At 59.2% G+C, this 4,777-nt stretch carries 7 protein-coding genes and 1 pseudogene; 2 read left to right on the top strand and 6 right to left on the bottom strand.

Going from position 1 to position 4,777, the window contains the following annotated elements; genetic code table 11:
- A partial coding sequence (locus tag QZZ60_RS10570) for a hypothetical protein (RefSeq protein WP_295641233.1) occupies nt 1-421 on the top strand: 421 nt, incomplete at its 5' end.
- Nucleotides 422-438: 17 nt separating this feature from the next.
- Nucleotides 439-810 (top strand): formin-like protein 18, encoded by a 372-nt coding sequence (locus QZZ60_RS10575; protein ID WP_295641235.1) that lies wholly within the window; start codon nt 439-441, stop codon nt 808-810.
- Between the two features lie 74 nt (nt 811-884).
- Here QZZ60_RS10575 and QZZ60_RS10580 read toward each other — a convergent pair whose 3' ends face one another.
- The 6 genes and pseudogenes from QZZ60_RS10580 to QZZ60_RS10605 all read right to left on the bottom strand — a co-directional run.
- On the bottom strand, nt 885-1,331 hold the full coding sequence (locus QZZ60_RS10580; RefSeq protein WP_295641236.1) for a YjiG family protein: 447 nt from the start codon (nt 1,329-1,331) through the stop codon (nt 885-887).
- A complete protein-coding gene (locus tag QZZ60_RS10585; RefSeq protein WP_295641237.1) occupies nt 1,331-1,972 on the bottom strand; it encodes a nucleoside recognition domain-containing protein in 642 nt (213 codons plus the stop codon). The genes QZZ60_RS10580 and QZZ60_RS10585 overlap by 1 nt, the downstream gene beginning before the upstream one ends.
- On the bottom strand, nt 1,965-3,038 hold the full coding sequence (locus QZZ60_RS10590) for an AMP-binding protein (RefSeq protein ID WP_295641238.1): 1,074 nt from the start codon (nt 3,036-3,038) through the stop codon (nt 1,965-1,967). The genes QZZ60_RS10585 and QZZ60_RS10590 overlap by 8 nt, the downstream gene beginning before the upstream one ends.
- Nucleotides 3,039-3,049: 11 nt before the next feature.
- Nucleotides 3,050-3,873 (bottom strand): annotated as a pseudogene (gene menB / locus QZZ60_RS10595) (1,4-dihydroxy-2-naphthoyl-CoA synthase).
- Entirely contained in the window at nt 3,870-4,454 is a 585-nt protein-coding gene (locus QZZ60_RS10600; protein WP_367119418.1) for a PaaI family thioesterase, read from the bottom strand. Before QZZ60_RS10600 ends, menB begins: the two are co-directional and overlap by 4 nt.
- 15 nt (nt 4,455-4,469) lie before the next feature.
- On the bottom strand, nt 4,470-4,777 hold a 308-nt coding region (locus tag QZZ60_RS10605), incomplete at its 5' end, for a hypothetical protein (protein ID WP_295641240.1).

A 4,777-nucleotide genomic window follows, 5' to 3' on the forward strand; every position in this document is an offset into this window, starting at 1 on the left:
AGGAACTGTAAATGTTCCGGTCGTGTATAATAATAAAAAGTTATTTTCTATGTCATATCAACATGATTTAATTATAGAAAATAACGGGGAAATTAAAGCTATAGGCTCTGTAAAAACATCTAGTAAAGATAGAATTGATAAAATATTTATTGATAAATTTTTATATAATAAACTTACATGTAAAAATGTTCCTCATTTTGCTGTATTTCTTAATGACGTTCAAAGAAAAGGTAAAGAACCAAATTTTGGAATAAATACAACATTTCTTACTGGTCATTTTAAAGGTTATACTGTAAAATTAAATCCATTAGATGGTGTATATTATTGTGATATTAGACCGGTAATGAAAAATGATGAATTGCTAAAGAAAACAATTAGGACAATAGATTGTTTATTAGTAGAAGATATATGGAAATTTTAAATTTTTAGAGGGAAATTATGGGAAAGATATTGCAGATTCGCGTGGGGTCATGGACGTACAACGAGGATGAAGTGACGGCTGCGTGGCCGAAGCTGTCGGCTCTGGTGTGGTCGGAGCTCGACCGCTGGGGGCCTTCCGGCATGAAGCGCGGCGTGACGGAGCTGGCCGAGTATCTGCCCGATTCCCTGCGTTTTGCCGACATTCCCGAGGAGACGCGAAAGCTCCTCATGCCCGGCGCGAAGAAGGTGGAAGAGAAATTGAACGCGATGCGTTCCGCCCTTGCCGACTGGGAGCCGCGAAAGGCCAACACCCTGAGCAACGAGCTGGAAGACGTCCTCACCGAGCTGGAAAAGCAGGCTCCCGAGGATCTGCTTGAGCGGAAGAAGTAAGACGGTTTTCAGCATGCAGGAAGGCCCGGCCGATTTTTCGACCGGGCCTGTTTTTGGTTTTAAGGGGAGAGGGGTTACACGAAGAGCCGCATGGTGAGCATGGCGAGGGCGGCGTTGAGCATGCCTATGCCGTAGAGCACGGGATAATGACGTGAGTGTACGCCCGCCACGCCGAGGATGCGACCTGCGTACTGTATCTGCGCGCCCATGAGGAAGATGGCGGGCATGAGAATGCTTATGTGCGTGGCGTTCAGAATGCCGTGGCTGTAGAGTCCTGCCGCTGCGCCCACGCCGCCGCCTGCCGAGAACCATGTGGATATGAGCACGGTGACGGCCTCTCCGGGCAGGCCGAAGAGCTCCATGACCGGCGCGCACGCCCGGCCGAGGCCGTCGAGCAGTCCGCTGGTCTGAAGCATGGCGATGAGCGTGAAGGCGATGACCACGTTGGGCAGCATGTTCTGCGTGGCGACCTTCCAGCCCTTGACCGTGCCTTCGACGAAGGCGGAATAGAGATTGTCCATCAGTCTGCCTCCCTGTTTCGTTCCGCGAGTCGCAGATACAGTCTCATGAGGTTGGTGCCCGCGACCTTGTAGAAGAGGATCACGCCGAGGGGCAGAAGGTGCGGCACGGCAAGGAACGGGAAAAGGGCGACGCCCATGCTGAGGTACACCGTGACGGACGAGGCCGAGGAAAACTGGAAGGCCGCGAACACGGTTTTTTCCTTTTCCGTGATGAGTCCCTTGTCGTGCAGGTCTTTGGTCATGGCTGCGCCCGCGTCCGAGCTCTGGAGGCTGGAAATGAGGGCGAGTCCGGCCGCACCCGGCAGACCGAGCAGGGGCTTCATGAGCGGGGTGAGCAGCTTTTGCGCGGCGTGCAGCGCCTGCATTCGTTCGGCCATTTCCACCACGCCGAGGGCCAGCATGATGCCCGGAACGAGCGACAGGGCGAAAAGAAAGCCGTAGCGCGCCCCGCCGCCGCCCTTGCCGAGAAAGGTGAAGTCCCCGGCGATGTGTCCGAACGCGCCGCTTGCCGTGGTGAAGTCCAGGCAGCCGAGCACGCCCGGAGCGCCGGTAAGCGCGCCGGAGAAGAACACGACGGTCAGCGCCAGCGCGACGTAGGCGCGCAGAGGAAGCGGACGGCCTGAGTTGTGGAGTTCAGTCATGACGCTGCTCCTTCATGGCGCGTGCCAGGCGTCGGGCCTCGGCCCGGTCGGGCTTGTCCGTGCCCGTGCGCGGAAGGGCGGGCACGTGAAACGTCTGTTTCGGCCGGGCATGGCGCGGCAGACGGGCGAAGAAGGGCGTCCAGTCCTCCTCTTCCTGTCCTTCCGTCAGCATGACCACGGCTTCCCCGAACTTTTCGTCGGGCACGGCGGTGATCTGGAAGGGGCAGGGCATCACGGGCCGAAGCAGCTCTTCCATCTCCTCGATCTGGATTTTCATGCCGCCGCTGTTGATCACGTTGTCCTTCCGGCCGAGAATGCGGAAGCGCCCCGACGCGTCCAGCACGGCAAGATCGTTGGTGACGAGTTCCGTGCTGCATACCGCGGGGGCGGATATGCAAAGCGCGCCGTCGGCGGTGAGGCGCAGGGACACTCCCTCGAAGGGGGCGTACCACTCCGAGGCTTCCGGTCCGTTCAGCCGCCGCAGATCGATGTGCGAAAGCGTTTCGGTCATGCCGTAGGTGGACCACACTGCGTGGGGAAAGTCCCGGAGCCTGCGGCCAAGCGCCGCGTCCACGGCCCCGCCGCCGATGATGATGTGTCGCGTTTCGCGCAGAAGTTCGGCTTCGCACGGGTCTTCCAGCGAGGAAAACATCTGCGCGGGCGTCACGGCCAGAAAGTCCGGCGCATGCTCGAGCCCTTTCAGTGGATGGCCGGAAGGCTCGACGCAATGAAGGTCGAGTCCCTGTTCAATCGCCCGCACCACCATCATTTTTGCGCCTATGTAGCGCAGAGGCATGCACAGAAGGGCGCGATCGTTCGCCCTGAGTCCGAGAAAGGAACAGGTCATGCGGGCGCTCGCCCTCATGCGGGTCTTTTCCACGCGCATGACCTTGGGCGTTCCCGTGGAACCGGAGCTCTGCACGGCAACGGTGGGAGATTCCGCGTGCCATTCCTCAAGAAAGTCCGCAAGCTCTTCGCGAACGAAGCGACGGGACGAGGCGCGCAGCATGTCGAGGTCGCCGGGCCCGAAGGCGCGGCCTTCAAAAAGAAGCGTGTCGTGATTCATGGGGCGGCCTCCTACGGAAAGGTCGGCGTCTTAGAAAAGTCGGGACGGCGCTTTTCCAGAAAGGCGCGGCCGCCTTCCTGCGCTTCATCGGTGAGGTAGTAGAGCAGCGTGGCGTCGCCCGCAAGCTCCTGTATGCCCGCCTGTCCGTCGAGTTCCGCGTTGAGTCCCGCCTTGATCATGCGCAGCGCAAGCGGGCTGTGTGCTGCATCATGGTTTCCGCCCATTCCACCATTTCGTCTTCCAGGCGTTCAGGTTCGACCACCTTGTTCACGAGCCCCATGGCCAGCGCTTCCTCCGCGCTGTACTGGCGGCAGAGAAACCATATTTCGCGGGCCTTCTTCTGTCCCACCACCCGGGCCAGATAGGACGCCCCGAAGCCCGCGTCAAAGCTCCCCACCCTCGGGCCGGTCTGGCCGAAGCGGGCGCTTGACGACGCGATGGTAAGGTCGCACACCACGTGCAGCACGTGCCCGCCGCCTATGGCAAAGCCGTTGACCATGGCGATCACGGGCTTGGGCAGCGAGCGTATCTGCTTTTGCACGTCGAGCACGTTGAGGCGCGGCACGCCGTCCTGTCCCACGTAGCCGCCGCGGCCCTTGACGTTCATGTCGCCGCCGCTGCAGAAGGCCTTGTCTCCGGCTCCGGTCAGCGCCACCACGCGGATGTCGGCCGATTCGCGGCAGATGCGCAGAGCGTCGCCCATTTCGGAAACCGTGGTGGGCGTGAAGGCGTTGCGGCGGTGAGGCCGGTTGATGGTGATTCTGGCAATGCCGTGGTGAAAGTCGAAGAGAATGTCTTCATATTCCCGTATGCGGGTCCACTGTCGGTTGCTCATGGGCTTTTCCTTTGCGTGATGCGGTTGGTGACGCGGCAGGTGGAAACAAGCCGTCCTTCGTCGTCGACGATGTCGACGTTCCACACGTGAATGCCGCGGCTCTGATGCAGAATGCTTGCCGTGGCCGTGACTTCGCCGCCCATGGGCACGGCGCGAACATGGTTCGCGCTCACCTGAATGCCGAGCGGTGATTCATGCTCGCCGCAAAGCGCAAGCGAGCCGAATCCGGCCAGCGTTTCCGCAAGCGCCAGAGAGGCCCCACCGCTCAGAAAGCCGAAGATCTGACAGACCTTTTCTTCGACCCTGAGCCGGGCCCGGACCGTGCCCGGCTCCGAGAAGATGAGCTCCATGCCGAGAAGGTCATGGAGAAAGACCGGCTTCCGCTCGTTTTTCGACGCGCCGTCCGGCGCGGATCCTGTGATGTCGTGCATGGCGTGAAGGGGTTGAAGGTGGCGCCGTTCCGTGCTCCGGTGCCGGGGAAAGCGCCCTGAAGGTCGGCCACGGGACGGAAGGCAGGGAGCGGAACTATACCGCAGTCGACTCTTTTGGGCAAGAAAAAGAACGATTGGCCGTTGCAGCATTGTGTAATGATTGATTCAAAAATGAATCATGCAAAAAAATCGGCGCATGACGGATGACAATAAAGACGCAATTGAGCTCTTGAATGAAGAATATGCGGAGTTTTTTTGTTCATCATGGACAAGATGAAGGAAAGTTGAATAACGTATGTGTCCATGATCACATTTTTCCGGCGTCATGCGGACGCAGTGCGGAAAAGAAAGGAGCAGCCGGGGCGCCGCCCCTGCCCCCGGAAAGGCAGGAAAGGCAGGAAAGGCAGCGGGGGGAATGATTCCCCCCGCGCCCCCCTGTTTCGCCTTGCGGCTTCGCCGCGCGGCGGGAACGT

This window comes from uncultured Mailhella sp. (genome assembly GCF_905187505.1).
GTDB lineage: Bacteria > Desulfobacterota > Desulfovibrionia > Desulfovibrionales > Desulfovibrionaceae > Mailhella.

What these genes read in the sequence shown, in the direction of transcription:
- QZZ60_RS10575 (WP_295641235.1), top strand. Translation starts at nt 439, where the DNA reads ATGGGAAAGATATTGCAGATTCGCGTGGGGTCATGGACGTACAACGAG.
- QZZ60_RS10580 (WP_295641236.1), bottom strand. Translation starts at nt 1,331, where the DNA reads ATGGACAATCTCTATTCCGCCTTCGTCGAAGGCACGGTCAAGGGCTGG.
- QZZ60_RS10585 (WP_295641237.1), bottom strand. Translation starts at nt 1,972, where the DNA reads ATGACTGAACTCCACAACTCAGGCCGTCCGCTTCCTCTGCGCGCCTAC.
- QZZ60_RS10590 (WP_295641238.1), bottom strand. Translation starts at nt 3,038, where the DNA reads ATGAATCACGACACGCTTCTTTTTGAAGGCCGCGCCTTCGGGCCCGGC.
- QZZ60_RS10600 (WP_367119418.1), bottom strand. Translation starts at nt 4,454, where the DNA reads ATGCTGCAACGGCCAATCGTTCTTTTTCTTGCCCAAAAGAGTCGACTG.